General features: G+C 64.9%; 24 protein-coding genes. 16 read left to right on the forward strand and 8 right to left on the reverse strand.

The annotated features are described in order from the left end of the window. Window positions 1-15: 15 nt before the first annotated feature. The 5 genes from ACN9MB_RS04905 to ACN9MB_RS04925 all read left to right on the forward strand — a co-directional run bounded on the left by ACN9MB_RS04905 (window position 16) and on the right by ACN9MB_RS04925 (window position 5,964). A complete protein-coding gene (locus tag ACN9MB_RS04905; RefSeq protein WP_426270970.1) occupies window positions 16-462 on the forward strand; it encodes an NfeD family protein in 447 nt (148 codons plus the stop codon). Window positions 463-740: 278 nt separating this feature from the next. Then, window positions 741-2,015 carry a threonine/serine ThrE exporter family protein gene (locus tag ACN9MB_RS04910; RefSeq protein WP_426270971.1) on the forward strand — a complete coding sequence of 425 codons (1,275 nt, stop codon included), beginning with the start codon at window positions 741-743 and terminating at the stop codon, window positions 2,013-2,015. A gap of 135 nt (window positions 2,016-2,150) precedes the next feature. Further along, window positions 2,151-2,849, forward strand: coding sequence for a response regulator transcription factor (locus ACN9MB_RS04915; RefSeq protein ID WP_426270972.1), 699 nt, complete (start codon window positions 2,151-2,153; stop codon window positions 2,847-2,849). Between the two features lie 357 nt (window positions 2,850-3,206). Then, window positions 3,207-4,535, forward strand: a complete 1,329-nt coding sequence (locus tag ACN9MB_RS04920) for an MFS transporter (protein WP_426270973.1) — start codon at window positions 3,207-3,209, stop codon at window positions 4,533-4,535. Window positions 4,536-4,587: 52 nt separating this feature from the next. Further along, window positions 4,588-5,964: a porin gene (locus ACN9MB_RS04925; protein WP_426270974.1), complete on the forward strand. Its 1,377-nt coding sequence runs from the start codon at window positions 4,588-4,590 to the stop codon at window positions 5,962-5,964. Between the two features lie 222 nt (window positions 5,965-6,186). Here ACN9MB_RS04925 and ACN9MB_RS04930 read toward each other — a convergent pair whose 3' ends face one another. The 3 genes from ACN9MB_RS04930 to ACN9MB_RS04940 form a co-directional block, all read right to left on the reverse strand. Further along, window positions 6,187-6,513, reverse strand: a complete 327-nt coding sequence (locus ACN9MB_RS04930; protein ID WP_426270975.1) for an H-NS family nucleoid-associated regulatory protein — start codon at window positions 6,511-6,513, stop codon at window positions 6,187-6,189. A 277-nt stretch (window positions 6,514-6,790) separates the two neighbouring features. Continuing rightward, entirely contained in the window at window positions 6,791-8,488 is a 1,698-nt protein-coding gene (locus ACN9MB_RS04935) for a proline--tRNA ligase (protein WP_426270976.1), read from the reverse strand. 106 nt (window positions 8,489-8,594) lie between these two features. After that, on the reverse strand, window positions 8,595-9,032 hold the full coding sequence (locus tag ACN9MB_RS04940) for a DUF4124 domain-containing protein (protein WP_204634978.1): 438 nt from the start codon (window positions 9,030-9,032) through the stop codon (window positions 8,595-8,597). Between the two features lie 194 nt (window positions 9,033-9,226). Between ACN9MB_RS04940 and pssA the strand changes: the two genes are divergently transcribed. The 10 genes from pssA (at window position 9,227) to ACN9MB_RS04990 (ending at window position 18,742) form a co-directional block, all read left to right on the forward strand. Then, the gene (gene pssA / locus ACN9MB_RS04945; protein ID WP_204634979.1) at window positions 9,227-9,997 is read left to right on the forward strand and encodes a CDP-diacylglycerol--serine O-phosphatidyltransferase; all 771 of its coding nucleotides are present in this window, start codon (window positions 9,227-9,229) and stop codon (window positions 9,995-9,997) included. Continuing rightward, window positions 9,997-10,482 carry a hypothetical protein gene (locus tag ACN9MB_RS04950; protein ID WP_426270977.1) on the forward strand — a complete coding sequence of 162 codons (486 nt, stop codon included), beginning with the start codon at window positions 9,997-9,999 and terminating at the stop codon, window positions 10,480-10,482. Before pssA ends, ACN9MB_RS04950 begins: the two co-directional genes overlap by 1 nt. Before the next feature lie 7 nt (window positions 10,483-10,489). Next, window positions 10,490-10,963, forward strand: coding sequence for a ribosomal protein S18-alanine N-acetyltransferase (gene rimI, locus ACN9MB_RS04955; protein WP_204634981.1), 474 nt, complete (start codon window positions 10,490-10,492; stop codon window positions 10,961-10,963). Window positions 10,964-11,335: 372 nt separating this feature from the next. Next, entirely contained in the window at window positions 11,336-11,863 is a 528-nt protein-coding gene (locus ACN9MB_RS04960; protein ID WP_426270978.1) for an RDD family protein, read from the forward strand. Beyond that, window positions 11,863-12,546, forward strand: coding sequence for an RDD family protein (locus ACN9MB_RS04965; protein ID WP_426270979.1), 684 nt, complete (start codon window positions 11,863-11,865; stop codon window positions 12,544-12,546). Before ACN9MB_RS04960 ends, ACN9MB_RS04965 begins: the two co-directional genes overlap by 1 nt. 23 nt (window positions 12,547-12,569) lie before the next feature. Continuing rightward, the gene (locus ACN9MB_RS04970) at window positions 12,570-13,595 is read left to right on the forward strand and encodes a stage II sporulation protein M (RefSeq protein ID WP_426270980.1); all 1,026 of its coding nucleotides are present in this window, start codon (window positions 12,570-12,572) and stop codon (window positions 13,593-13,595) included. Next, a complete protein-coding gene (locus ACN9MB_RS04975) occupies window positions 13,592-15,214 on the forward strand; it encodes a DUF4129 domain-containing protein (RefSeq protein ID WP_426270981.1) in 1,623 nt (540 codons plus the stop codon). The genes ACN9MB_RS04970 and ACN9MB_RS04975 overlap by 4 nt, the downstream gene beginning before the upstream one ends. Further along, complete coding sequence (locus tag ACN9MB_RS04980) at window positions 15,211-16,356, forward strand: DUF4350 domain-containing protein (protein WP_204634986.1); 1,146 nt, start codon at window positions 15,211-15,213, stop codon at window positions 16,354-16,356. Before ACN9MB_RS04975 ends, ACN9MB_RS04980 begins: the two co-directional genes overlap by 4 nt. A 30-nt stretch (window positions 16,357-16,386) precedes the next feature. Beyond that, window positions 16,387-17,376, forward strand: coding sequence for an AAA family ATPase (locus tag ACN9MB_RS04985; RefSeq protein WP_426270982.1), 990 nt, complete (start codon window positions 16,387-16,389; stop codon window positions 17,374-17,376). A gap of 19 nt (window positions 17,377-17,395) precedes the next feature. Next, window positions 17,396-18,742, forward strand: coding sequence for a DUF58 domain-containing protein (locus ACN9MB_RS04990; protein ID WP_239535358.1), 1,347 nt, complete (start codon window positions 17,396-17,398; stop codon window positions 18,740-18,742). Window positions 18,743-18,896: 154 nt separating this feature from the next. On the opposite strand, the gene ACN9MB_RS04995 is transcribed toward ACN9MB_RS04990, so the two are convergent. The 5 genes from ACN9MB_RS04995 to ACN9MB_RS05015 form a co-directional block, all read right to left on the reverse strand. After that, entirely contained in the window at window positions 18,897-21,704 is a 2,808-nt protein-coding gene (locus tag ACN9MB_RS04995; protein WP_426270983.1) for a valine--tRNA ligase, read from the reverse strand. Window positions 21,705-21,970: 266 nt separating this feature from the next. After that, window positions 21,971-23,038, reverse strand: a complete 1,068-nt coding sequence (gene hemE / locus ACN9MB_RS05000; protein WP_426270984.1) for a uroporphyrinogen decarboxylase — start codon at window positions 23,036-23,038, stop codon at window positions 21,971-21,973. Between the two features lies 1 nt (window position 23,039). Then, on the reverse strand, window positions 23,040-23,300 hold the full coding sequence (locus ACN9MB_RS05005) for a WGR domain-containing protein (RefSeq protein ID WP_204634990.1): 261 nt from the start codon (window positions 23,298-23,300) through the stop codon (window positions 23,040-23,042). Window positions 23,301-23,436: 136 nt separating this feature from the next. After that, entirely contained in the window at window positions 23,437-24,540 is a 1,104-nt protein-coding gene (aroB, locus tag ACN9MB_RS05010; protein ID WP_426270985.1) for a 3-dehydroquinate synthase, read from the reverse strand. Window positions 24,541-24,544: 4 nt separating this feature from the next. After that, window positions 24,545-25,072: a shikimate kinase gene (locus tag ACN9MB_RS05015; RefSeq protein ID WP_426270986.1), complete on the reverse strand. Its 528-nt coding sequence runs from the start codon at window positions 25,070-25,072 to the stop codon at window positions 24,545-24,547. Window positions 25,073-25,130: 58 nt separating this feature from the next. Between ACN9MB_RS05015 and ACN9MB_RS05020 the strand changes: the two genes are divergently transcribed. Further along, on the forward strand, window positions 25,131-25,964 hold the full coding sequence (locus tag ACN9MB_RS05020) for an NAD-dependent epimerase/dehydratase family protein (protein WP_204634993.1): 834 nt from the start codon (window positions 25,131-25,133) through the stop codon (window positions 25,962-25,964). Window positions 25,965-25,972: the final 8 nt, after the last annotated feature.

Raw genomic sequence — 25,972 nt, forward strand, 5'->3', positions numbered from 1 at the left:
CGGGACGCGACCACGATGGAACAGATCGCACTTCACTATCTCTGGTGGATTCTTGCGTTGGTGCTGATCGCCATCGAGGTGATCCTGCCCGGCTATTTCATGTTGTGGATCGGCATTGCCGCCGGCATCACCGGCGTGGTGGTGCTGGCGCTGCCGGAGCTGTCGATCCTGGGACAGGCACTTGCATTCGCCGTGCTCGCGTTCTTGTCGTGCGCCGCGTACTGGTACGGCTTGCGTCCGCGTCTGATGCGCGATGAGCCTGGCGATGCGCTGCTCAACCGTCGTGGCGAACAGAAGATCGGCCAGCGCTATGTGTTGGCGGAGGCGATCGTGCATGGGCGGGGGAAGGCGAAGGTCGGCGATGGCTTATGGCTGGTGAGTGGGCCGGATTTGCCGGTGGGGGCGATGGTGGAGGTGGTCGGGGTCAATGGGACGACGTTGGTGGTGAAGGTGGCTGACTGAGCTGTTTTCGCTCGTCGCTCCGGTGTGCATCGCTGGTTTTCGCGGTGCACCCACGGCTCCCTCTCCCCTTCGGGGAGAGGGTTGGGGTGAGGGGCGGGTGCTCGCGATAGCGTCGCTAATCCGAGCGTTGGCTCGCTCGTACAGATACCCAATCGCCCAAGCAACACCCCTCCCGCTGACATAGCCATCCAAATCAGTTTTACTACAGGCATGTCTTCGGTCATGCCTATCACTCTCAGTCCCTCATCCGCGGCCATCGTCGCGCAGACGGTCACGCGATGAATTCTTCCAGCGTCCTCACGCCGTTGGCGCTTGCGCCCCTCAATACGCGCATTGCGTTCCTGCTGGAGCTGGCGCGACGGCTGCATCAGTACGGAACGGCGGCACCGCGCCTGGAGGGGGCGATCTGGGGGGCGGCGCAGCGATTGGGGTTGGTGGCGGATGTGTGGTCCAGTCCCACGGCCATCATCATCTCGTTCACCGACCTGACCCAGGGCGAGGACGAAGTGGCGCAGGTGACGCAGGTGATGCGTCTGGCCCCGGGGGACGTCAACCTCGGACGCCTCAGCGAGGCCGATGCCATCGCCGACAAGGTGATCGCGGGCGACATCGAATTGCGCGAAGGTTTTCGCCTGTTGCGCGAACTGGGCCGGCCGGATACGCGGCGCGCGCAGGCCGGAGTGATCGCCAGTTATGGTCTAGCGGCCGCCAGCGTGGTGGCGCTGTTGCTGCACAGCTCGTGGGCGGACCTGATCACGGCGGCGCTGATCGGGCTGATCATCGGCACCATCACCGTGTTGTCGGCCACGCGTCCGCGCCTGGCCGTGGCGAGCGAAGCGATCAGTGCGCTGGTCGCCACCACCATCGCCATCGTGGTGAGCCAGTTCGTGGTGCCGCTGGCGATCAAGTCGGTGATCCTGGCCGGGTTGATCGTGCTCATGCCCGGTATGGCGCTCACCACCGCGGTACGCGAAATTTCCAGCCAGCACCTGGTGGCGGGCGTGGCACGCATGGGGGGCGCCATCGCCACGCTGATCAAACTCACCTTCGGTACCGTTGCCGCCACGCAGCTATGCAGCGCGTTCGGCATCGAAGGGCGCGATTACGCGCTGCCTCCATTGCCGGCGTGGACGGATTATCCGGCACTGCTGGTCGGTGCGTTCGCCTTCGCCATTTCCTTCCGCGCGGCGCGGCGCGACTGGCTGGTGGTGATGGCGGCGGTGGTGCTGGGCTATCTCTCCACGCGCTGGGGTGGCGCCCTGGCCGGCAAATTGCCGGCGGCACCGTTCGGCGTGTTTCTTGGCGGATTGATCCTCAGCAGCGTGGCCAATCTCTATGCGCGCTTCGTGCATCGGCCCGGCGCCATGATTCGCGAGCCGGGCATTATCCTGCTGGTGCCGGGTAGCGTGGGGTTTCGCAGCGTGTCGTATATGTTGGAACGCGATACGACCCTGGGCATGGACAGCACCATGCTGCTGATCACCTTGCTCATTGCGTTGGTGGCAGGTTTGCTGTTTGGCGACTTGTTGATCGCGCCGCGCCGCTCGCTTTGAACAATGCCCGCCGAGTGGCGGCGCTCGCTGACAGGACGGCGCGAAAACAACGGGTACGCCGTGGCGTAATCTGTTTCAGACGAAGCGCAAACTGGTTCTTACTTGGGCTGCAACGACCACTCTGTCGAATGGAGCATGACCTTGCAGCCGGAATCGGTGGTGGAAGGGCGGCCGCGTAGCGTTCTGATCGCCGATGATCATCCGATGTTCCGGCTGGCTTTGCGCTATGCGCTGTCCGCACGCGATGGGCAGGTGGAAATCGTCGAGGCGGCGAGCCAGGCGGCGCTGGAGGCGGCCGTCATGGCGGATGCGTTCGACCTCGCCCTGCTCGATCTTGCCATGCCCGGCGTCAACGGGTTCTCCTCCCTGGTGTATCTGCGCTGCGAGCGCCCGCATATGCCGGTGATCGTCATTTCTTCCTACGAGGATCCCGGCACCGTGCACCGCGCCCGGCAGCTCGGTGCCGCCGCCTTCGTACCGAAGTCCGCCATGGTGAAGGACATCTGCCATGCGATCGAGGTGGTGCTCGTCGGCGGCACCTGGTTCCCGGCCGGCAAAGCCGATGGAGGCGGTGCGGATGCCCGGGTCCGTCGGCGCCTCACCTCCCTGACCACGCAACAACTGCGAGTGTTGTTGTGCGTTGGCGAGGGCCTGCTCAACAAGCAGATCGCCGACGAACTGCATGTGTCGGAAAACACTGTCAAAGTCCATATCACCGCGATCCTTAAAAAACTCCAATGCAGCACACGCACGCAGGCGGCGTTACTGACGCGCGGCCTTCTGCTGGACCCGTCGCTTGCGCCCTTGCAGATTCGCGGTGAAGGGATCGCCTGACGACGCTTTGCCTGGGGGCACGCCCCGAGCGGGTGGATCGATCATCGGTGGGCGGTCCTCGATGATCGCGCCTTGTGCGTCAAAGGGCTCGATAAAGCGTCGAACGTACGCCAAATCGTGCGGATCGTCGTGCCTGGAACGGTGACTTCGATCGTTCTTGAGGAAGGTGTATGGACGTCCAAATGGAATGCGCTTGCGGACGCGACGTCGTCTGGTCGCCATGTATGTTGCAGCGCATTAGTACCAATTAACTATATGTCGTTCCGGCGTGCCATCCCTAGGATGGATGAACGCCACGCGATTGCCTGGGGTGGGTCGCGTCGCGCGTAACGCGTGATCAAGCAAGGGGGAGAAGCAATGAGTGGCAGGGAAGAGGAATGTCCGGGCATCGATGCCGTGCAGCCGTTGTCGTCCATGCAGCGCCTGAAGTCGATCGTGGGTGGCTCGATTGGCAACCTGGTCGAGTACTACGACTGGTACGTCTACACGTCGTTCTCGCTGTATTTCGCCAAGGCGTTCTTTCCGCAGGGTGATGCCGTCTCGCAGGCGCTCAACGCCGCGGCCATCTTCGCGGTCGGGTTTCTCATGCGGCCGATCGGCGGCTGGTATTTCGGCCGGTACGCCGACCGGCACGGTCGCCGCGCGGCGCTCATGCGCTCGATCGTATTGATGTGCGCAGGTTCGTTGCTCATTGCGCTGTGTCCGACCTATGGGACCATCGGCATCGCTGCACCCGTGCTGCTGGTCTTTGCGCGCTTGATGCAAGGCTTGAGTCTTGGCGGCGAGTACGGCAGTTCGGCGACGTATCTGTCCGAAATGGCCAGCGGAAAACGACGGGGTTTCTGGTCCAGCTTTCTCTACGTCACGCTGATCGCCGGCCAGTTGCTGGCGCTTGGTGTGCTGATCGTTCTGCAGCAATGGGTGTTCACCGAGGCCCAGCTCAAGGCCTGGGGATGGCGCATTCCCTTCGCGATTGGCGCCGTCGTGGCGGTCGTTGCGCTGTTCCTGCGCCGTAACATGTCCGAAACCGCGGCGTTCGTGAGCAACCAGGCCAAGGCGGCGCCCGTCCGCCGGCAGAGTTCGCTGGGCCTGTTGGTCAAGCATTGGCGTCCGGCACTGATCGTGGTCGGCTTGACCATGGGCGGCACGCTGGCCTTCTACACCTACACCACCTACATGTCGAAGTTCCTGGTGCTCAGTGTCGGGCTGAGCAAGGAGACGGCCACCCTGATAAACGCCGCCACGCTGTTGGTCTACATGGTGTTGCAGCCCCTGGTGGGCGGTCTCTCCGATGTCATCGGCAGGCGTCCGATCCTGATCTCGTTCGGAGTGCTCGGTGTGCTGTTGACGGTGCCGGTGCTCAGCACGCTGCGAGGCGTCACCAGTCCCTACGAGGCCTTTGCACTGATCATGCTGATGCTGGTGGTCGTGTCGGGTTACACGTCGATCAACGCGGTCGTGAAGGCTGAGCTGTTTCCCGTCGAGATACGCGCCCTCGGCGTGGGTCTCCCGTATGCATTGGCGGTCGCGATTTTCGGCGGCAGCGCGGAGACGGTCGCGCTGTGGTTCAAGCAGAGCGGCCATGAGAGCGGGTTCTACTGGTACGTCACGGCGTGCATCGGTTGCTCGCTGCTGGTTTACCTCTTCCTCCCCGATACCAAGAAGACCTCGTTGATCGAGGACTAAGCGGCACTTTTCCTTCTGCCTCTCCCGGTCCGCGCAAGCGGGCCGTGGAGAAGTGCGGCCTTTTTTTACCCAAGTAGAGTCGAGGAGCCGGTTGATGACGAGACGAATGCGCAATGCTTTATCCCTGGCCGCGCTGCTCGGTGCGGCCGGTTCCGTCGCTGCGGCGCATGCCGCCGACGAATTGACCTGGCATGGCATCACCCTGTACGGCACGTACGACATCGGCCTCGTGCACCTGACCCATGGCGCACCGCCAAGCAAGGACTGGGGCGTTGGCACGGCTTATCTGATTGCAAAGAACAGCGACAAGCCGCAGACGACGATCGCGCCGAACGGGCTTTCGCAATCCCGCATCGGCCTTAAAGGCAAGGAGGATCTGGGCGGCGACGTCGCCTTCGTCTTCAATCTCGAAGTCGGCTTCAATCCGCAGTCGGGCCGACTTTCCGACGGCCCTGCCTCGCTCGCCTACAACAACGGTCGTCCGCTGGACAAGCAGAGGTCGGCTGGCGATGCGTCGCGTGCGGGCCAGGTCTTTAACGGCCCGGTATTCGTCGGTCTGAGTTCGAAGGAGCTCGGAACGCTGACGGCAGGACGGAACAACACGGTGTTGCTCGACAATATCGGTCGCTACGACCCAATGAACGGTTCGTATGCGTTCTCGCTGATCGGTCTTCAGGGCACCACCTCGGGTGGTGGCTATACACAGGATGCGCGGGCCGACAATTCGCTCAAGTACAACGGGAAATGGGACAGCCTGCGCCTGGCCGCGTTGTACCAGCTCGACCGCGGGCATGGCAGCCAGGGTACGGGCTGGCAACTCAACGCAGGCTTCGATGGGCAGGATTTCTCGGTGGATGCGGTCTACGCGAGCAAGAAGGATGGCGTGTCCGCCGCGCCGCTCAATGCCGCGCAAGCGAGGATCATGCCGCACGATACGCTTGCCGCCGTCGTTTCGTACAACACGTCGTGGACGATCGACGGAAGCTATACAACCGGCCCTTTCAAACTGTATGCGGGCTTGGAGCGCATCGAGTATGAAAATCCCTCGCGACCGCTGCGGCCGGGCTTCACCGGTCTCGGGGGCTACACCTTCAGCGTGGTCAACAACGAGGCATTCGTGCATGCCAAACGCCTCGACGTAACCTGGTTGGGAGTGAAATACGCCATCAACAAGGATTTCGACCTTACCGGCGCCTACTATCACTACAACCAGAATGCGTACGGCAGAACGATTTGCCATGAACGCAGCGCGGCCAATTGCAGCGGTCAACTCGATGCTTATTCGGTGCGGGTGGTCTGGCACAACTTCGCCAAACGTTTCGACGCTTATACGGGCGTCATGTTCTCGCGCGTTTCCGGCGGTCTCGCCGCGGGTTATCTACACACGTCGACGATGGATCCCATGGTGGGCGTGCGTTTTCAGTTCTAAGGTTTCGCTGGGCGAGAGCCAAGGGTTTGATTTTGTCTGCCGGCGTGACGCGCAGCCCATGGCTTTCGATGAGGTGGATCGCAAGGCGTATCCGTTTTCGATCCGCTTGTTAAACCTGTAAAAAAAAATCGCCCCGGCGTGGTGGCCGGGGCGATGATCTTTACTCGGTGATGGCCCGGAGGCCGATGGCGAACGCGGATTTTCGCAATTCGCCGGCAGCGATCAAATCGCCAGATCCTTTTCCTTCTTGCCTGCCTTCAGCGCATCGTTGAACCAGCGCGGGCGCTTGCCGCGGCCGGACCACACCTGCTCGGGGTCTGCCGGGTTGCGGTACTTCGGTGCCACCGTGCCGCCGCTGCGACGGGTCTTGCCGCCCTTGGCGCCGCCGAAGATATCGTCGAAGGAATAACCCTCGGCCTTGATCAGCGCGTGGATTTTCTCACGCAGTTTGGCGACCTTTTCCTTGCGCAATTCCTGCTGGCGAACCTGTGCCTTGCTAATCAGCTCATTGAGCTGGTTATGGTTGAGACTCTTTAGATCAACTGCCATGCGTAACTCCCGGGATGAGTGTGACTGCCTGACTTGGGTCCTGCGACATAAGCAGTACCTCTTTTGGTTTATTGATTTTTACCGATCATTCGTTGTGTTGCAAAGCAAAAATGTTGCAAACGGTGGAAATTATGGAGATTTGATCCGCCGATAATGGGTAGTAGGGCCCAAAGCCGGTAGCGCAAGCGATCGGCGCGCCCGGTCCAGCCCAATGTCAGCGCTAGACAAAAGAACGGCCGCTCGTGCGGCCGTCTTTGTCAGGGAGTTGCCTGGCCGCTCAGCCCAGCAGCGAAAACAGCTCATCCAGCGTCACGGCGCGGGCTTCGGCTTCGTGACGGGCGCGATATTCCAGCGTGCCGGCGGCGAGGCCGCGTTCGCTCACCACCACGCGATGCGGGATGCCGATCAGTTCCATGTCCGCGAACATGGCGCCGGGGCGCAGGCCGCGATCGTCCAGCACGGTATCGATGCCGCGCGCGGCCAGCTGCTGGTAGAGCGATTCGGCGGCCTCGGCGATTTCCGGTGCGTTCTTGGGATTGATCACGCACACGGCCACGCGCCACGGTGCCATGGGCTCGGGCCAGAGGATGCCGGCGTCGTCGTGGCGCTGTTCGATGGCGGCCGCCACGATGCGGCTGACGCCAATGCCGTAGCAGCCCATCATCATCACCTGGGCCTTGCCGTTCTCGTCGAGCACGGTGGCTTTCAGCGCCTCGGCGTACTTCTTGCCCAGCTGGAAGACGTGGCCAACCTCGATGCCGCGGGCCATATGCAGCGTGCCCTTGCCGTCCGGCGAGAGATCGCCCGCGACGACCTTGCGGATGTCCTCCACGCGCGTCACGCGTGCATCGCGATCCCAGTTGGCGCCGGTGTAGTGGCTGCCGTCCTGGTTGCCGCCGCAGACGAAATCGGCGAGCACCGCCGCGTCGCGGTCGACGATCACGGGGATTTCCGCCGGCAGGCCCACCGGGCCGATAAAGCCGGGGCGGGTGCCGGTGAGGGCGAGGATCTCTTCTTCGGTGGCGAGCACCGATTCGCCGGGCATGCCTTCCAGCTTGCCGGCCTTCACTTCATTGACCTCGTGGTCGCCGCGCACGCACAGCGCGACCAGGCCGTCGCTGCCGCGAACCAGGATGGTCTTCACGCACTGCTGCGGCGTGACCTTGAGAAAGGCCGCCACCTCGTCGATGGTCTTCTGCGTGGGCGTGTCCACGCGCTTGAGCTCGGCCGAAGGGGCAGGGCGGGCGGTGGCGGGTGCCAGGGCCTCGGCCTTCTCGACGTTGGCGGCATAGTCGGACGCATCGGAGAAGACGATGGCGTCTTCGCCCGAATCGGCCAGCACCTGGAATTCATGGCTGGCATTGCCGCCAATGGCGCCCGTGTCGGCCTGCACGGCGCGGAACTTCAGGCCCAGGCGCGTGAAGATGCGCTGGTAGGCCTGGTACATCGCGTCGTAGGTCTGCTGCAGCGATTCCTGCGAGAGATGGAAGGAGTACGAGTCCTTCATCAGGAACTCGCGCGCGCGCATCACGCCGAAGCGCGGGCGAATCTCGTCGCGGAACTTGGTCTGGATCTGGTAGAAGTTGACCGGCAGCTGCTTGTAGCTCTTGAGCTCGTTGCGCGCGAAGTCGGTGATCACTTCCTCGGCGGTCGGCGCATAGCAGAATTCCTGCTCCTTGCGATCCTTGACCTTGAGCAATTGCGGGCCGAACTTGGCCCAGCGGCCGCTTTCTTCCCACAGCTCCTGGGGCTGGATGGTGGGCATCAGCAACTCGACGGCGCCGGCGCGGCCCATTTCCTCGCGCACCACCGCTTCCACCTTGCGCAGCACGCGCAGGCCCAGCGGCGACCAGGTGTACAGGCCGGCGGCGAGCTTGCGGATCATGCCGGTGCGCAGCATCAGGCGATGGCTGGCGATTTCGGCGTCGGCAGGGACTTCCTTGACGGTGGCCAGGTGGAATTGGCTGAGGCGCATGCGAGCGGATCCGGCGAAATAAAACATCGATTATAGGGCCGGACGCACGAATCTCTGCAGTGTCCGCCCGCGGAAGCTAATCGGGCGGTCAGGCGTGTCGCGTGGTTCAGCCGTTGGGGCAGTACTGTTTGTACTGGGCTTCGGTGGCGGATTGTTGCTGTTGGCGCGCGTCACCCGTAAGTACCTGCTGTTGGCCATTCTGGCCTCCGATGACCACCGGCCCGCTGCTCTTTAGCGCATCCAGGTTGGCCTTCAGTGCCACACAGAACTTGGCGCGATTTTCCGGCGTATCGGCCATCGGCTGGTTGGAGGGCGGCGGATTGCCGTTGCTGGAAGAGTCGCCGCTGTCGCTGCTGCTGGACGGGGCTGCCGTCGCCAACGGCTCTACCGAACCCGACGTGGTGACCTTGTTGTACTTGGTGCCCTGCGGCGGAGGCGCATCGGAGTAGTGCACGGTGCCGCTGGCATCCGTCCACTTATAGGCCTGGGCGGCGACCAGGGGCGCAGCGAGCAATAGCGCGGTGGCAATCAACAGTCGACGCATGGTGGGCTCCGGGGCGCAAGACGGCGCGTTTGTTAAGGAAAGCGAACCTGTGAGGGGGCTTTCCGGGCAACGCCCGAGGCGCCGACGGAGCCGGCCCATGCCCCCCTGTGAGGCCGTAGCATCCTTGCACCCCGTCCAGCCGGACTCAAGCGGGGGATGGTTTACACTGCGCGTATTCCGTCACGGATTGATTCATGAGCGACAGTATGCCCGTCCGCCCCCCGCGTCACCGGGGCATTTATCTGCTGCCGAACCTGTTTACGACCGGCGCGATGTTTGCGGGGTTCTACGCGATCGTGACGAGCATGGCTGGCGATTTCAGCTCCGCGGCCATTGCGGTGTTCGTGGCGGCGCTGCTGGACGGCATGGACGGTCGCGTGGCTCGCCTCACCAACACCCAGAGCGAGTTCGGCATGCAGTACGACTCGCTGTCGGACCTGGTGAGCTTTGGCCTCGCCCCGTCGCTGGTGATGTACACCTGGTCGCTGTCCACGCTGAAGGACTATGGCCCCACCTGGGGCAAGATCGGCTGGGCTGCCGCCTTCATCTACGCCGCCTGCGCGGCGTTGCGCCTGGCGCGCTTCAATACCCAGGTGGGCGTGATCGACAAGCGCTATTTCCAGGGCCTGGCCAGCCCGGCCGCCGCCGCCGTCTGCATGTCCTTCGTGTGGAGCATGGACAAGTTCGGCGTGCTGGGTGCGGAGGTCGCGTTCATCACCGTGGTGATGGCGGTCATCGTGGGTCTGCTGATGGTCAGCAATTTCCGTTATTACAGCTTCAAGTCGCTGCCGATGGGCGACCGCGTGCCGTTCCTGTGGGTGCTGATCGGCGTGCTGGTGCTGGTGCCGTTCTTCATCGATCCGCCCCGCGTGTTGTTCGTGGTATTCACGCTGTACCTGCTGTCCGGTCCGGTGATGACGCTGTGGGGACGCGCCACCCGTCGCCGGCGCCGGGGAGTGGCCTGATGGCCGCGCTCGCCCCTGCCGTTGCGCATCGCGAACGCCTGCTGCGGGCATTGGGCGTCACGCCGTGGGTGCGTCGCGCCGCCGTGGCCGAGCCCGTGGGCGGCGAGTCGTCTCCCGTGGTCGATGCGATGGCGACGCTGGTGTCCGGCGAGTGCATCGTCGTGCTCCCCGCTGGCTGCTCGCCGCGTGAACTCGATCTGGTCGGCCGTGCCCTGATGGCCTGCGGCGCCGCCCTGGCGCGCGCACCGCGCATCGAGGTAAGCAACGGTCAACTGCCGGCCGCGCCGGAAGCACGTGCCTACCTGGTCTTTGGCGAGGCGCAAGCGCATGCCCTGGGCCGGGAATTGCCGGCTGCGGCACTGAGTCGTGCGCATATCGTGTTGGCCGACGAACCGGCGAGCGTGCTCGCCTCGGGCGCGGGCAAACGTCGTTTATGGAATGCGCTGCGCAGCCTGCGTCGCGCGCTGGCCTCTCCCGCGGAGTAGCGCTCGCATGGTCGCCGTGGCCCGCCCTCACGCCGAAATCCGCGCCATGCGTCGCGACGACGTGCCCATGGTGGCCGCGATGGAAGCTGCCTCCTACGATTTCCCCTGGACCGCCGGCATCTTCAGCGACTGCCTGAAGGCGGGGCACCCGTGCTGGGTGATGTGGGTGGAAGGCGCAGTCGCCGGTTACGGCGTGCTCTCGGTGGCGGCCGGTGAGGCGCATGTGCTCAACGTCTGCGTCGGCCCGGATCATCGTGGGCTGGGGCTGGGCCGCTTCCTGCTCCGGCGCCTGCTCGACATCGCGCGCTGGAATGGCGCGGGGCGTGTATTCCTCGAGGTACGGCCGACCAATCCGGTGGCGCAGAGTCTTTATCGGTCGATGGGATTCGAGGAGATCGGCCGGCGGCCGAAGTATTACCCGGCAAAGGATGGTCGGGAGGATGCCATCGTGATGGCGCTGGATTTGTTGCCCTCGCCGTGAGCCTCACCCGCCCCTGAGTCGCGGTTCCAGTGCCCGCTGGCCGGCCCTTGCCGGTGCAGTTTGCGGCACACGAGGTCCTGCCGGGTGGATCACCCGCTTTCGGACAACTCTGCTATGTTTGGCCCAGGGGTGAGATTACGCTGTGGGGCGGGTGCAGCTGGTATGGACGGCTGCCTCACGACCTCCAGTTCCGTATCTCATAGGGGCTGTTTCCGGGAAGACTGAAACGAGTAGACGCGGTGGCGCCTGGCGCACCTGCACGTTCGTCGCGTGCGTGTGCTGTTCGCGCTCATCCGATCCGGGCGCAGGACATCGTGCGGAGGGGTGTCTTGCTGACAGAAGAGGGCCTCCGTCATCCAAGGATCAATGCCAATGGAAAATACAGGTACACATAATCCGTACGAGGCTCCTGCCGCGCCGTCGATGCCGCCGAGCTTTTCCGATTCGGATGCCGGTTTCGTCAAGGCAGAACGTGGCACGCGTTTCCTCGCCGTACTGCTGGACGGCCTGGTTTACGTCGGTGTGATGATTCCCTTTTTCATCGCGGTCGCGGTCAGCGGCGGTTTCAAGCGTTCGACAGGCAATGGCGGCATGTTCGCCGCGATCATGGGTATCGGCGCATTGGCCTTCCTTTGCCTGTTCATCTACAACCTGGTGCTGCTCAACCGCGAAGGGCAGACCCTGGGCAAACGCTGGATGAAGGTGCGGATCGTGCGTTCCAACGGCGAGCGCGCCGGCCTGGGGCGCATCTTCTGGTTGCGCATGTTCGCGCCGGGGATCATCACCCGCATTCCGCTGGTAGGGGTGATCTTCGCCATTGCGGACCCGCTTTTCATCTTCGGCGAAGAACGTCGCTGCGTGCATGACCTTATGGCCGATACCATCGTCGTCAACGCCTGATGCTCGATACCTTTCGCGAAGTCGTTACTCCTGAAGGGGTGGTCCTGCAATTGCGGGCTGCCGGGCCCGTGCCACGCGCGCTGGCCTGGCTGATCGACGTGGCGATACGCATGGGCGTGCTGGTGGCGGCGGGTTCGGTGTTTGCGGTGCTGGGCAGGGCGGGCGCGGGCTTCTACCTGATCGCCCTGTTCCTGGTCTGGTGGTTTTACCCCATCGTGTTCGAAGTCCTGTGGAAGGGCTGTACGCCGGGCAAGCGCGCGCTGAATTTGCGGGTGATTTCCGGCAACGGCGGACCGCTGGGATGGCAGGCGGCCTTTACCCGCGACCTGCTGCGAGTGGTCGACATGCTGCCGCTTTTCTATGCCACGGGATTGGTGTCGTGCCTGCTCGATCCCTGGGGACGCCGGCTCGGCGACATGGTCGCCAATACGCTGGTGGTGCACGATGCTCCGCCGCGTGCACTGGTGGAGGCAACCGCCGCTCCCCCGATTGCCTCGACGGTGGTTCTGCGCCAGCACGAGCAGGCCGCCCTGATCGCTTTTGCCGAGCGGGGACCGCGGCAAAGCCTGGCGCGGCAGATCGAATTGGCCAATCTGGCCGAACCGTTGACGGGTTTGCGCGGCGAAGCCGGCGTGCATCAACTCTACGGCCTCGCCAACGGCCTGTTGGGCCGGAACGAATAGGGCGAACGCAGGGACGCGGCCAGATGAAGCAGGAGCTTTTTGTCCAACGCTACCGGCACGAATGGGATACTTTCGAGCACTGGTTGAACGTGCGCGGCGAAAGCGCCAAGGACGCCCGATCGACGCGACGCCAATGGCACGGCCTGGGCGACACGGAAATACCCGCGCGTTATCGCCGCTTGTGCCAGCAACTCGCCTTGGCCCGGCGGCGCGGTTACAGCCCGGTGCTGGTCGAGCGCCTGCAGCTGCTGATGCAGCGAGGCCACACGCTGTTGTATCGCACGCCGGCGCCCCGCTGGCGACGGCTGGCGATGTTCCTGCTGGCCGGATTTCCACGGCTGGTGCGCGAGGAACGGTTCTGCATGACGCTGTCGGCGCTGTTGTTCTGGCTGCCGGTGGCGGCGATTTTCATCGCCACGCAATACAGGCCGGAACTTTCCTCGGCCCTGTTCGACGCCTCGACGCTGCATAAATTCGAAGCGATGTACGACCCGCACGACGCGGCGCATGCGCTGGGGCGCGGCAGCGAAACCGATCTGGCGATGTTCGGCTTCTACATCTGGAACAACATCAGCATCGGTTTCAAGACGTTCGCCAGCGGACTGTTGGCAGGCATTGGCGCGGTCGTCGTGCTGCTTACCAATGGCGTGATGATCGGTGGCGTCGCCGGGCATTTGCAGGCGATCGGTTCCGGCGATCCGTTCTGGCGCTTCGTGGCCGGACATTCCCCTTTCGAGCTGACCGCCATCGTGATTGCCGGCGGTGCGGGGCTGCGCCTGGGCCTGAACCTGATGGCTCCGGGTCAGCGCCGCCGCGTGGATGCATTGATCGATGGTGGACGCCGCGGCGCTTTGCTTTGCGCAGGCGTGCTGGTCATGTTGCTCATTGCAGCTTTCATCGAAGCGTTCTGGTCGTCGATCGGATGGATGCCGGCCGGGGTCAAATACAGCGTGTCGGCGCTGTTGTGGCTATCGGTGGGATGGTGGTTGTGGCGCGGTGGGCGCAACGCTGCCTTTGATGGCACGGCTGGCGAAGGTGCGACACGGTGAAGATCGACACGCTCACCGTCACCCTGCGTCCGCGCACGTCGTGGGAGGCGATCGAACTCGGCATGGCGCTGACACGGCACCACGCCAGGCTCATTTACGGCGCCTGGCTGCTCCTTACGCTGCCTGCGCTGCTGCTGGCCAACGCGATCGGCTGGGCGTTGCATAGCCTGTGGGCAGCAGGGTTGCTGTTGTGGTGGTTGAAGCCGCTGTTCGATCGGGTGCCCCTGTACGTGCTTTCACGCGCCGCCTTCGGCGACATCCCGTCGCTTGGGCAAACCCTGCGGGCGCAGCGCCAGTGGGGCGGCAAATGGATGTGGTCGTACCTGATCTGGCGGCGCCTGGGTCCGGTGCGTGCCTTGTATCTCCCGGTCGACCTGCTGGAGGGCAGCACCGCCGAGCGGGCCCGCGCCCGACGGCAGGTGGTGAGTTCGTCCATCTATGGCGTGAGCCTGATGCTCACCTTGATGTGCAGCGTGTTCGGTCTCGTGTTGCAGTTGGGGTTGTTGGGACTGGTGCTGATCTTCATCCCCAACATCTACCTGCCTGGCGTGTTCGAGCACGTCAGCGCCGCGGTGAAAGCCTCGCCCTGGTGGTTCTCGCTGATCGCCAACGTGGCCTCCTGGTTGGTCATGACCGCCGTCGAGCCGTTCTATATCGGGGCGGGATTCGGGCTGTACATCAACCGGCGCACGCAGCTCGAAGCGTGGGACATTGAGCTTAACTTCCGACGTCTGCGCGCGCGCCTGACGCAGGCTGCTTCCGCGCTGGCGTGTTTGCTCGCACTCGGTCTCGCCGTCGTGCCGCAGGCAGGTCACGCTGCGGCTGCAAGCACCTGCGCCGCGCAGATGGCTCAGCAGGCCGCCCACGACGAGGATGCACCCGCCGAAACGAAGCCGTTGGTCGCCGAGCCAGAGAGCGTGCAGCACATCTTCGGCGATCAACCAGTCGGTGGAACCTCGTTCCGTCGTGCCGTCGATCAAGCGTATGCCGACCCTTCGCTCAGCCCCAAGCACAAGCTCGTCAGCTGGAAACGGCGTCATCCGGTGCCTGAGAAAGAACTCGACCCAACCTATCGTGGACTCGATCTGTCGGGACTCGGCAACCTGATCGCCGTGATCGGCAAATTCGCCTTGTGGGGCCTGCTGGCTGCGCTGGTGATCACGCTGGCGCTTACTGCCAGGCGCTGGCTGCCATGGTTCTCCGAAGTCGCGGCGCGCGCCAAGGCGACCGATGATGAAAATGTGCAGCGCAGCGAAGTGACCGAGCAGGCTTCGTTGCCCGACGATGTGCCCGAGGCGATTCGTCAGCTCTGGTACGCCGGGCGTCAACGCGAGGCGCTCGCCATGCTCTATCGCGCCGCGGTCGAAGCCATGGTGACGCAGACGCGCACCATGCTCGCGCCTGGCGCAACGGAGGCCCAGTGTCTGCGCGCGTCACGCCAACTGGCGGAGCGTGAGGATCGCGACGCCTTCGCTCGCGTCGTGCGCGTATGGCAGTACGCCGCCTACGCGCAGGTCTTTCCTTCCACCGATGCGTTCGAATCGCTGCTGAGCGGGTTGAAGCAGCGCTTCGTATGGCGCTCCATCACCAGCGCCGCGCACGGAGTGGCCGTCCGATGATGCGTGTTCGCATACCTTGGTGGGGCTGGGCCGGTGCGTTGCTGGCGGTGGTGTTGGCATTCGGATTCGTCGCCTGGTGGCGAGCGAACTATGAGCGGGTCGAAACCGTCGTCGACAAGCCGCGTTCGGGCGAGGCGCTTAGCAATCCGCTGTATGCGTTGAAGTTGTCCTTGCGCGCCGATCACGTGCAGGTGGTGGATGGCTCAGCGCCGGTATGGGACGAGCGTCACGCCTTGGGCGACAAGGACACCGTGCTCGTGTTCAATGATTCGAGCAGCCTGTCCGATGCCCAGCTGCGGCGTCTGCTGGACTGGGTGGAACGCGGCGGGCATCTGCTGCTGGTCGCTCCCGCCTTTTCGCTAACCCAGTCGCCGCTGACCGCCAGCCTGCACATCTTTCCCGGCAGCGCTGGTACCTGCATGATCCTGCGCGGGGAAGGCAAGGAATCCTCGCGGCTGTTCTGCGGGGGCCGACGCTTCACGTTGAAGCACGCACAGGCTGCTCCCGTGTTGAACTGGCAGGATGTTCCCAAGCGCAATGAAGCGTACCGCAGCGTGTATATGCGCCTGGCCCGCGGCAAGGGCGTGGTGGATGTGGTGTCGGATTTCGAGTTTCTGAATACCTATTCGCTCAACCAGCCGTTGAATGCGGAGTTCGTTCGCCAGCTGTTGGCACCGAACTATGGTGCGGGCACCACCTATCTGGTTCGCGATCTGGCGATGCCCTCGTTCTGGGGCGAGCTGTGGCGTGAGTACTGGATGGCGTGGGTGCCGTTGCTGCTCGCACTGCTGGGCTGGCTGTGGCAACGCATGCAGCGGTTCGGGCCGCTCTTGCCGGCACTGAACACAGAGCGCCGTTCCCTGCTCGAGCATATCGAGGCCAGCGGCCAGCACACCTATCGCTATGGCTATGCGAACCGTCTGTACGACGCGGTACGCCACGCTTTTCTCAGCCGCCTGCGTGCACGCGATCCGCAGACGGCGGCACTTCCGGTGCCGCTGCAGGCGCAGTGGCTGGCCGAGCGCTGCGGCGAGTCCGCCGACCAGATCCACGATGCGCTGGAGGCGGCGCGCATACACGAGCCCGCACAATTCCGCAGCAGCGTGGCGCTACTGATCCGTCTGCGCAATCAATTGCGTTGAATCCAGCCGATTTCATCCGAGCATTGACCTATGAATCTCGACATCCAACAGCCTCTCATCCCCTTCACCGGCGCCGACCTGACCGAGCGCGTGGCCGCCGTGCGCGACGAGGTTGGCAAGGTTTTCATCGGGCAGCCCGAGGTGCTCGAGCAGATCCTGATCGCGTTGCTGGCGGGCGGCCACGTGCTGATCGAAGGCGTTCCCGGCCTCGGCAAGACCCTGCTGGTGCGTGCCTTGTCGCGCGCGCTCGACTGCGGCTATGCGCGTGTGCAGTTCACGCCCGACCTGATGCCCAGCGACATCAGCGGCCATGCCGTGTGGGATCCGAAGACCGAAGCCTTCAACATACGGCGCGGTCCGGTCTTCACCAACCTGCTGCTGGCCGACGAGATCAATCGCGCGCCGGCCAAAACCCAGTCGGCATTGCTGGAAGCGATGGCCGAGCTGCAGGTGACCATTGAGGGAGAGAGCGTGTCGCTGCCGCCCCCGTTCCTGACCCTGGCCACCCAGAATCCGGTCGAACAGGAAGGCACCTATCCGCTGCCCGAAGCGCAGCTTGATCGCTTCCTGCTCAAGGTGATGATCGGCTATCCCTCGCACAAGGACGAGAAGCGCATGGTGACGATGGTCAGCCAGGGCAGCTCGTCCGAATTCGACCTCTCGCAGATCCGGCAAGTAGCGCGGCCGGAAGAGATCGTGGCCATGCAACTGGGCACGGCGCAGACCGCGATGGACGACGCGGTGATCGATTACGCCGTGCGCATCGTCGCGGCCACGCGCAAGCATCCGGGCATCGCCATGGGCGCCGGTCCGCGCGGCAGCCTCGCACTGGTGCGCGCCGCACGCGCCCAGGCGGTCCTGGCCGGCCGCGACTTCGTCACCCCGGACGACGTGCGCGAAATCGCCAAGCCCGCCTTGCGCCATCGCATCGCGCTGGCACCGGAGCTGCAGATCGAGGGACAGACGACCGACGCCGTGCTGCATGCGCTGCTGGCGAAGGTGGAAGCGCCCCGCAAGTGATGCAGCCGAGGATCGACCGATGAATGCCGCCACCCCTCGGGCCTCGATGCGCCGGCGGAGCCTGCCGCGTCCTTCGCCCTGGGCGTTGGCGTGGCTGGCGTTGTGGGCGGTGCTCGGTGTCGCGGTGGGCCTGGATCTGTCCGCGGCAGAGCTCTGGCTCTTCGCGGGCGGTTCGCTGCTGCTGGTACTTGTGCTGGATGCGGTGCGCCTGATGCGAAGCGCCGGGCCGGAGATCCGGCGCGAGCTGGCCGACACCTGGCCGATGGGCGTGGAACGGCCGGTGCGATTGAGCCTGCAGAGCGGCACGCGCCGGCAACGGCTGGACGTATTCGATCTGCATCCGGGCAGTTGGAACGTGCGCGGGCTGCCACGGCATTTGCAGCTCGAGCGTGGCGAGCTGGCGTCATTCGATTACCACCTGCGTGCGAATGCGCGCGGGGACTTTTCTTTCGATGGCATGCACGTGCGCCTGCATTCGCCGTGGCGGCTGTGGCGGCAGCTTCGAACGGTTGGTGCGTCGCAGGTCGTGCGCGTCTTTCCCAATTTCGCGCCCCTGGCCAAGTTCGCCATGTTCAGCGCGGACCAGGCCTCTCGCATGGTGGGTGCGCACGTCAAACGCCGGCGTGGCGAAGGCACCGATTTCCATCAGATGCGCGAGTATCGCGTGGGCGACAGTCTGCGCCAGATCGACTGGAAAGCGTCGTCGCGCGTGCGCCGCCTCATCTCGCGCGAGTACCAGGATGAAAAGAACCAGCAGCTGATCCTGCTGCTCGACACCGGACGACGGCTGATGGCGCGCGAAGAAGGGCGTGCGCATTTCGACCATGTGCTCGATGCGGCCCTGGTCGTGGCCTATCTCGCCCTGCGCCAGGGCGATGCGGTGGGCCTGCTGGCCAGCGGCGGCGCCACCTCGTGGGTCCCTCCGCGGCGTGGCGTCGCAGCCATCGACGAACTGTTGCGCGCCAGCTATGCGCTGCAGCCACAGCCTGTCGCGACGGACTTTCTTGCCTCGGCGACCGAGCTGTTCCTGCGCCAGCGCAGGCGCTCGCTGGTCATGCTGGTGACCAACCTGCGCGATGAAGACATGGACGACTTGCTGGCCGCCGTGGACATGCTGCGTGGGCGCCACCTGGTATGCGTGGCAAGCCTGCGCGAATCGGCGCTGGACAGCGCATTGGCCCAGCCGGTGAACGATCTGGACGCCGCCATCCGCGCCGGTTCGATCGCGCAATACCTGGAGCAACGCCGTGTGGCGCACGACGCGCTGCGCAGCCACGGAGTGATGGTCCTGGACGTGACGTGCGACCAGCTGGCGGGGTCGCTGGTTGAGAAATACCTGTCCGTGAAGCGCGACGGGTTGTTGTGAAATCTGGAGGTCGCTCCGGATGACGCGTCTTAGGGCGCCTCACTAACCAAAAGCTATTGTGGGAGCGCACTTGTGCGCGACAAGCCGACGGAGCGATAAGCCCTGGCGTGGCGTGTCGCGCACAAGTGCGCTCCCACAGAACGCAAGGGCGCGATCAGCCCAGCTTCTGCGCCTGCTCGCGCAACGCCGTCAGCTGCACGCCCCAGTCCGTGATGCGTTGACGCTCCTGCGTCACCACTTCCGCCGGTGCATTGGCCACGAAGTTCGCGTTGCCCAACTTGCCTTCGCACTTCTTGATCTCGACCTCGATGCGCGAAATTTCCTTGGACAGGCGCGTCTTCTCCGCAGCAAGGTCAATCAGGCCGGCCAGCGGAATCAGCACGCGCATCGAACCCACCACGGCCACCGCGGCGGCAGGTTCGTTCGCACCCGACTCGATCCACTGCGGCGCATCCACGCGAGCGAGGAAGCTGATCTGCGCGGCGAACTTGGCCGCGCGGGCGCGATCGCCCGCATCGCCGTCGGCGAGCAGCAGCGGGATGGTCTTGCCCGGTGCGATGTTCATTTCCGCGCGGATGCGGCGGATGCCGCTCAGCACGTTCTTGAACCATTCGATTTCCGCGGTGGCCGCGTCGTCGGCAACGATGGCGTCGGCCTTCGGCCACGGGCGCTCCATCAGGAACTTCTCAGGCAAGGCCAGCTTCGGCGACACCGAATGCCAGATCTCTTCGCTGATGAACGGCACGATCGGATGCAGCGCGCGCAGGATGGTTTCCAGCACCACCACCAGAGTGTGACGGGTGGAGGCCGCCGCTGCCGCGTCGTCGCCGTTCAACGCCGGCTTGGACAATTCCAGGAACCAGTCGCAGAACTCGTTCCAGGTGAATTCGTACAGCTCCTGCGCGAGCAGGTCGAAGCGGTAGCTGGCGAAGTGCTGCTCGACGTCGGTCAGCGTCTGCTTGAGGCGCGTGAGGATCCAGCGCTCCGCTTCCGTCACCGGGCCATTGGCAGGCGCGGACAGCTCGCCTTCCGGCAGGTTCATCAGCACGAAGCGGGCGGCATTCCACAGCTTGTTGCAGAACGCCTTGTAGCCTTCGGCGCGCTTGATGTCGAAGTTGATCGTGCGGCTATAGCTGGCGAGCGCGGCGAAAGTGAAGCGCAGCGCATCGGTGCCGATGGCGGGAATGCCGGTCGGGTAATCCTTGCGGATGCGCTTTTCCACCTTCTCGCGCACCTGAGGAATCAGCAGTGACTTGGTGGACTTGGCCACCAGTGGTTCCAGTTCGATGCCGTCGATCAGGTCCAGCGGATCGAGCGTGTTGCCCTTGGACTTGGACATCTTCTGGCCTTCCGCATCACGCACGATCGCGTTGATGTAGACATGGCGGAACGGCACGCGACCGGTGAAGTACTTGGTCGCCATCACCATGCGCGCGACCCAGAAGAAGATGATGTCGAAACCGGTGACCAGCACGGCGCTGGGCAAAAACACGTTGTCGGTTTCCCAGTTCGCCACCAGCTCGCCGTGCTCGTTCTTCTGCGGGCCCTGCATCGGCCAGCCGAGCGTGGAGAACGGCCACAGCGCGGAGCTGAACCAGGTGTCGAGCACGTCGTCGTCCTGATGCAGCGCGCCGACCGGCGTGGTGCTGGCATGCGCACGCGCGTCGGCTTCGTCTTCGCCCACGAAGATGTTGCCCGCTTCGTCGTACCACGCCGGGATGCGATGGCCCCACCACAGCTGGCGGCTGATGCACCAGTCCTGGATGTTGTCCAGCCACTGCGTGTAGGTGGTGCTCCAGTTTTCCGGCACGAACTTCACTTCGCCCGAGCGCACGGCGTCAAGCGCGGGTTCGGTGATTTCCTTGCGGCCCTTCTCGCTGGTGAGGTCGAGGAACCACTGGTCGGTGAGCATCGGCTCGATCACCGCATCCGAACGCTGGCTCACTGGCACCTGCAGCTTGTGCGGCTTGGTTTCCACCAGCAGGCCTTCGGCGTCCAGATCGGCGAGCACGGCCTTGCGTGCTTCGTAGCGATCCATGCCGCGATATTTTTCCGGCGCGTTCTCGTTGACCTTGGCGTCGAGCGTGAAGATGTTGATCGGCGCCAGGTTGTGACGCTGGCCGATGGCGTAGTCGTTGAAATCGTGCGCCGGGGTGATCTTCACGAAGCCGGTGCCGAATTCGCGATCGACGTAGTCGTCGGCGATCACCGGAATCTCGCGGCCGCTCAGCGGCAGGCGCAGCGTCGTGCCGATCAGGTGCGTGTAGCGCTCGTCTTCCGGATTCACGGCCACGGCGACGTCGCCCAGCATGGTTTCCGGACGCGTGGTGGCCACCACCACGCTGTCCTTGCCGTCGACGGTGTTGTAACGGATCGACCACAGGTGGCCGTCGCGCTCCACATTGTTCACTTCAAGATCGGACACCGCCGTGCCTAGCGCCGGGTCCCAGTTCACCAGGCGGTTGCCGCGGTAGATCAGGCCGGCGCGGAACCAATCGACGAACACCTTGCGCACCGCGGCCGACAGGCCCGGGTCCATCGTGAAGCGTTCGCGGGACCAATCGGCAGCCACGCCGAGGCGGCGCATCTGATGGGTGATGGTGGAGCCGGATTCCTCCTTCCACTGCCACACGCGCTCGACGAAGGCTTCGCGGCCCAGGTCGTGACGGGTCTGGTTGTCGACGGCGAGCTGGTTCTCGACGATCTTCTGCGTGGCGATGCCGGCGTGGTCGGTGCCCACCTGCCACAGCGTGTTCATGCCGCGCATGCGCTGGTAGCGGATCAGCATGTCCATCACGGTCTGCTGGAACGCATGGCCCATGTGCAGGGTGCCGGTGACGTTCGGCGGCGGCAGCAGGATGCAGTAGGGCTTGCCCTGGCCGGACGGCTTGAAGTCGCCGCTGGCTTCCCAGGCGGTATACCACTTCGATTCGATCTGGCCGGGTTCGAAACTCTTGTCCATCGGGGGCTCGCGATTGCGCGCCGGGCCGGCGCGTGGGGATTGGCGTGAAAGGGTCGATTGTACGGGCGGGGCGGCTGGGGTGCCAAAAGCGCCGCTTCTAACTCCTTCTCCCCGCCGGGGAGAAGGCTGGGATGAGGGGCCGGGGCTTGCCCAAACGTTCGGATGGAATATGGGGGGGCTTGAAGATATTCAGAGGTAGGCGCCGTTTCCGCGAGCACCCGCCCCTCACCCCGGCCTCTCCCCGGCGGGGAGAGGGCGCAAAGCGGTTAGCCGCGAAGCTGTCTGCCGTACGCGTGCACCTCATCCACCAGCACCTTCACATGCTCCGGGTTCACTTCCGGCGTAATCCCATGGCCCAGGTTGAACACATGGCCCGGATGATTGCCGTAGCTGTCGAGCACGCGGCGCACCTCGCGGCGGATCACCTCGGGGTCGGCCAGCAGGATGGCCGGGTCCAGGTTGCCCTGCAGCGCGACGCGGCCGTTCACGGCCTGGCGGGCGTCGGCAAGGTCGACGGTCCAGTCCACGCCCAGCGCGGTGCAGCCGGTATCGGCCATGATGGGCAAGTGCTGGCCGGCGCCCTTGGAGAACAGGATGACCGGCAGTTCGCGACTTGCCGGATGCGCTTTCAGCGCTTCGACCACCTGCGCCATATAGCGCAGCGAGAACTCGCGGAACGGCGCCGGACCCAGCAAGCCGCCCCAGGTATCGAAAATCATCAGCGCCTGCGCGCCGGCGGCGGCCTGGGCGATCAGATAGGCCGCCACAGACTGGGCCAGGGTATCGAGCAATCGGTGGGCGAGGGCGGGCTCGTTCCAGCACATGGCCTTCAGGCGGGCGAAATCGCGCGAACCCTGGCCTTCCACCATGTAGCAGGCCAGCGTCCACGGGCTGCCGGAGAAGCCGATCAGCGGCACGCGGCCGTGCAGTTCCTTGCGGATCACGCGCACGGCGTCCATCACGTAGCGCAGCTCGCTTTCCATGTCGGGCACGCCGAGCTTCTCGATATCGGCCTTCGTGCGCACGGGGTGTGCGAACTGCGGGCCTTCGCCGGTGGCGAAGCTCAGGCCCAGTCCCATCGCATCGGGAATGGTGAGGATGTCGGAGAACAGGATGGCCGCATCCAGCTCGAAGCGTTCGAGCGGCTGCAGCGTCACTTCGCAAGCCAGTTCGGGGTTCTGCGCCAGCGCCATGAAACTGCCGGCGCGCGCGCGGGTGGCGCGGTATTCCGGCAGATAACGGCCGGCCTGGCGCATCACCCACACGGGCGTGGTGTCGGTGGACTCCCGGCGCAGTGCGCGCAGGAAACGGTCGTTCTTCAGTACATCGGTCATTTCACGGTCCGTAGGGCCCATCCAGGCCCTGGCTGAACATCACGCGGAAGCCGCGCTTGATTTGCGCATCGCGCGCTTTTTCGAAGGCGGCGAGTGCATCGTCGCGTTCCAGGAATTGGTCGCGCTTGAGCGTGGCCTTGCCGCCCTGCACACCCGATTCGCGATACAGCGTCCAGCCGCCCAGCAAGTCCTGCTCCAGCGTGATCTGGACATAGCGCGGCGCCTCGGCGGTGGCGGTCATGGCTTGCAGGTAAAGGCGCATGGATTCCGGTTCGAAGTGGGTCGGCGGGCCGTAGACCCCGCATTCTAGAAGGCTTGGCACCCAAGGGGCGAGTGCGACGATGCGCCGCTCTCTGTGGGAGCGCACTTGTGCGCGACGACCAACGAAGCGTGACCCGTCAGTGAGTCGCCGCCTTCAGCACCGCCATCACCTCGGATTCATTGACACCACCGACGATCTCCGCCCGGCCAATGCCGCGCCACAGGATCAAGCGCAGCGTGCCCGCAAGATTCTTCTTGTCCAGCCGCATCAGCGCGAGCAACTGCTCCGGGTCCATGCCGGCGGGAATCGATGTCGGCAGGCCCACGGCATCGAGCAGGCGATGCAGGCGCTGGGTATCGGCTGCTGCGCTCATGCCCAGTCGTTCGGACAGCTGCGCCGCCAGCAGCATGCCCACGGCCACGCCTTCGCCGTGCAACAACACCTGGTATTTGCCAGCCGTTTCCAGCGCGTGGCCAAAGGTGTGACCGAGATTGAGCAGGGCGCGTTCGCCCTGTTCGGTTTCATCGCGCGCCACCACGCCGGCCTTGTACTGCACCTTGCGCGCAATGGCTTCGATCAACGGAGCGGCCTCGCGTGCATTCAGGGCCGCGGCGTTGGCTTCCAGCCACGCGAAGAAGGCCGGATCGCCGATGGCCGCGCCTTTCACCACTTCCGCCAGGCCCGCGCGGTATTCGCGCTCGGGTAGCGTGGCCAGCGTGTCCGTATCGGCGACGACGGCGCGAGGCTGGTGGAAAGCGCCCACCAGGTTCTTGCCGGCGGGCAGGTTCACGCCGGTCTTGCCGCCCACGGAGGAATCGACCATCGACAGCAGCGTGGTCGGCATCTGGATGAAATCGATGCCGCGCATCCAGCAGGCGGCGCTGAAGCCGGCAAGGTCGCCCACCACGCCACCGCCGAGCGCCACCACGCAGGCATCGCGCGTGGCACCCAACTGCGCGAGCGCCTCCAGCGCGCGGCCCACATTGGCGAAGGTCTTGTGCGCCTCGCCATCGTCGATCAGGAACGGGGACCACTGCAGGCCGTCCAGGCCTTCCGCCACGCGGTCCAGGTACAACGGGGCCACCGTCGTATTGCTGATCACCAGGGCATGGCGACCACGCAAGGCGCCGCGCCAGCGGGCGCGATCTCCAAGCAGGCCGGGGCCGATCCATACCGGATAGCTGCGCTCGCCAAGGGCGACGTCGATGGTGCGGGGCGGGGCGTGCGAGGGGATGGTCATGCGGCTACCGTTGCCAGTGCTGGTCGATCAGGAGAATGCTGCGCGCGCTGGCAGCATGGACGGTTTCATGCGCGCCGGGGATGGTGAGGTCGGCGATTTCCTCGTACAGCGAGGTGCGCCGTTGCGCCATGGCAGTGAGGCGTTCCGCGCGATCGGCGCCAGCGAGCAAGGGGCGCTGGCGATCCTGCGCCAGGCGCTCCAGTTGCTGTTCCAGCGTGGCCTGCAGCCACAGCACATAGCCGCGCTCGGCGAGCAGGCGGCGGTTGGCCGGATCGAGCACGGCTCCTGCGCCAGTGGCCAGCAGCACGCTGCTGCGCCGGCTCGATTCCTCCAGCAGGGCGTGCTCGCGCTGCCGGAAGCCTGCCTCGCCCTCGATCTCGAACACCGTGCTCACCGGCACGCCGCAGACCCGCTCGATCTCGTGATCGATATCGATGAAGCTCAGCCCATAATGGTCCGCCAGCCGACGCCCGATGGACGTCTTGCCGGCGCCGGTCGGGCCGACGATGAACAGGTTGCACGATGGATTCATGGGTAAATGCTAACAGGCACGAACGCGCGCGGCGCTGCCGCGGGCCGGAGGACAGGCCATGAGTGCACGTGTATTGATTGCCGGCGCGGGCGACGTGGGACTGCGCGTGGCGCGTCTTCTGCGCATGCGTGGCGAAGAGGTCTGGGCGCTGCGTCGTGGCGTTGTCGCGGACGAGGGCGGCATCCATGGCATACAGGGCGACCTGACCCAGCCCGAGAGCTTGCGCGCGCTGCCGGACCACATCACGCACCTGGTCTATCTGCCGACCCCCGATGCGCGCGACGAGGCGCTGTATCGCGCGGTCTTCGTGGACGGTCTGCGCCATCTGCTGGATGCCGTGGGCTCGCCGGGATTGCAGCGTTTGCTGTTCGTCTCCTCCAGCGCCGTGTACGGCGAACACGGCGATACCTGGGTCGACGAGCAGACGCCACCCGCGCCGCCCGGTTTCAACGGCCGCGTCTTGTTGGAGGCCGAACGCCATGCAAGCGAGAGTACGCCATCCGTGGTGTTGCGGCTCGCCGGTCTTTACGGCCCTGGCCGCATGCAACTGATCGAGCGCCTGCGCAGCGGTGCCGTGCGCGTGCCGCGCAAGCAGGCGCACTGGGCCAACCGCATCCATGTCGACGACGCGGCCGCCGCCATCGTGCATTTGCTGTTCCTGCCCGAGCCATCACCGCTCTACCTGGGTGTGGACAACACGCCGCTGCCGCTCGACGTGCTCTACGACGATCTCGCCCGGCGCGTGCACGCGCCGCTGCCTGCCGACGGCGAAGCGCCGGCGGGCGTGGGCAGCAAGCGCCTGAGCAATGCACGCTTGCGTGCCAGCGGCTTCGTGCCGCAGTGGCCCGATGCGCGCGAAGGCTACGCCGCATTGCTGGACGACGGCGCTTGAGTCACGAT

Origin of the sequence: Dyella kyungheensis, assembly GCF_049913195.1 — a bacterium.
In the GTDB taxonomy this organism is placed as follows: domain Bacteria; phylum Pseudomonadota; class Gammaproteobacteria; order Xanthomonadales; family Rhodanobacteraceae; genus Dyella; species Dyella kyungheensis.

Bases quoted from the DNA above. Each gene is read 5' to 3' on its own strand.
- pssA (WP_204634979.1), top strand. From the start codon at position 9,227: ATGAGCGACAGTATGCCCGTCCGCCCCCCGCGTCACCGGGGCATTTAT.
- aroB (WP_426270985.1), bottom strand. From the start codon at position 24,540: ATGACCATCCCCTCGCACGCCCCGCCCCGCACCATCGACGTCGCCCTT.
- ACN9MB_RS04980 (WP_204634986.1), top strand. From the start codon at position 15,211: ATGATGCGTGTTCGCATACCTTGGTGGGGCTGGGCCGGTGCGTTGCTG.
- ACN9MB_RS05015 (WP_426270986.1), bottom strand. From the start codon at position 25,072: ATGAATCCATCGTGCAACCTGTTCATCGTCGGCCCGACCGGCGCCGGC.
- ACN9MB_RS04965 (WP_426270979.1), top strand. From the start codon at position 11,863: ATGCTCGATACCTTTCGCGAAGTCGTTACTCCTGAAGGGGTGGTCCTG.
- hemE (WP_426270984.1), bottom strand. From the start codon at position 23,038: ATGACCGATGTACTGAAGAACGACCGTTTCCTGCGCGCACTGCGCCGG.
- ACN9MB_RS04950 (WP_426270977.1), top strand. From the start codon at position 9,997: ATGGCCGCGCTCGCCCCTGCCGTTGCGCATCGCGAACGCCTGCTGCGG.
- ACN9MB_RS05005 (WP_204634990.1), bottom strand. From the start codon at position 23,300: ATGCGCCTTTACCTGCAAGCCATGACCGCCACCGCCGAGGCGCCGCGC.
- ACN9MB_RS04940 (WP_204634978.1), bottom strand. From the start codon at position 9,032: ATGCGTCGACTGTTGATTGCCACCGCGCTATTGCTCGCTGCGCCCCTG.
- ACN9MB_RS04970 (WP_426270980.1), top strand. From the start codon at position 12,570: ATGAAGCAGGAGCTTTTTGTCCAACGCTACCGGCACGAATGGGATACT.
- ACN9MB_RS04990 (WP_239535358.1), top strand. From the start codon at position 17,396: ATGAATGCCGCCACCCCTCGGGCCTCGATGCGCCGGCGGAGCCTGCCG.
- ACN9MB_RS04985 (WP_426270982.1), top strand. From the start codon at position 16,387: ATGAATCTCGACATCCAACAGCCTCTCATCCCCTTCACCGGCGCCGAC.
- ACN9MB_RS04960 (WP_426270978.1), top strand. From the start codon at position 11,336: ATGGAAAATACAGGTACACATAATCCGTACGAGGCTCCTGCCGCGCCG.
- rimI (WP_204634981.1), top strand. From the start codon at position 10,490: ATGGTCGCCGTGGCCCGCCCTCACGCCGAAATCCGCGCCATGCGTCGC.
- ACN9MB_RS04920 (WP_426270973.1), top strand. From the start codon at position 3,207: ATGAGTGGCAGGGAAGAGGAATGTCCGGGCATCGATGCCGTGCAGCCG.
- ACN9MB_RS04930 (WP_426270975.1), bottom strand. From the start codon at position 6,513: ATGGCAGTTGATCTAAAGAGTCTCAACCATAACCAGCTCAATGAGCTG.
- ACN9MB_RS05020 (WP_204634993.1), top strand. From the start codon at position 25,131: ATGAGTGCACGTGTATTGATTGCCGGCGCGGGCGACGTGGGACTGCGC.
- ACN9MB_RS04935 (WP_426270976.1), bottom strand. From the start codon at position 8,488: ATGCGCCTCAGCCAATTCCACCTGGCCACCGTCAAGGAAGTCCCTGCC.
- ACN9MB_RS04910 (WP_426270971.1), top strand. From the start codon at position 741: ATGAATTCTTCCAGCGTCCTCACGCCGTTGGCGCTTGCGCCCCTCAAT.
- ACN9MB_RS04915 (WP_426270972.1), top strand. From the start codon at position 2,151: ATGACCTTGCAGCCGGAATCGGTGGTGGAAGGGCGGCCGCGTAGCGTT.
- ACN9MB_RS04995 (WP_426270983.1), bottom strand. From the start codon at position 21,704: ATGGACAAGAGTTTCGAACCCGGCCAGATCGAATCGAAGTGGTATACC.
- ACN9MB_RS04905 (WP_426270970.1), top strand. From the start codon at position 16: ATGGAACAGATCGCACTTCACTATCTCTGGTGGATTCTTGCGTTGGTG.